General features: G+C 61.4%; 1 pseudogene. It reads left to right on the top strand.

The window, feature by feature from the left end:
* Nucleotides 1–84: 84 nt before the first annotated feature.
* Nucleotides 85–617 (top strand): annotated as a pseudogene (locus tag NW837_RS13395) (hypothetical protein); the annotation flags it as partial.

Below are 617 nucleotides of genomic sequence, written 5' to 3' on the forward strand. Positions count from 1 at the left end.
AACTCTGCCCCGGTCGAGAACCCCTAGCTTCTCTGTCACTTTCGTATCATAGGAAAGCGAACTAGCAGCAGGAGTTAACAGCCTTTGCGTAGACCGGCCAAACCGTCTCAGGAGTTCGCCTCCACATTCTCGGGGGTGCTGTTCTGGCTGAGCGCGTTTCTCTTCACAACGGTGTTGAGTGCTTGTCTGGGCTACCTATTTGGTCAGCGAGCTCTATCGGGGGTTTCTTCTCCCGTCACCGGCGCCGGTCGGGCTTCTCCTTCCCGCGAAGTTCGGGATCCCCGCACTGTGCCCTTGCTGAACGAGGCTGAGGTAATTGCAGCAGCCGAAGCCAGCCTTCGTCCGTCCCCAACTCCCACCCCCCTCTTTACCTCAGCACCCACGCCGGTTGCAACTCCCACTCCAACACCCACCCCCAGATTGTCTCCTGAATTGGCGGCGGCCCCGTCGCCAACTCCTCGCCCCGCCACTCCATCTCCTCCACCTTCTCGTTCCCGTCAGCAGGACGGAGTTCCTGCCCCGCCAGCGCCCACACCACCTCCGCCCCCCCTACCAATTGCCGCCAGTGGACAGGTCTCTATGCAGGTGCTCTCGGTTCGTCGCGAGGGAAGCCAAGT

The sequence above is a fragment of the Synechococcus sp. R6-10 genome, assembly GCF_047461815.1.
Classification (GTDB): Bacteria; Cyanobacteriota; Cyanobacteriia; order Thermostichales; family Thermostichaceae; genus Thermostichus.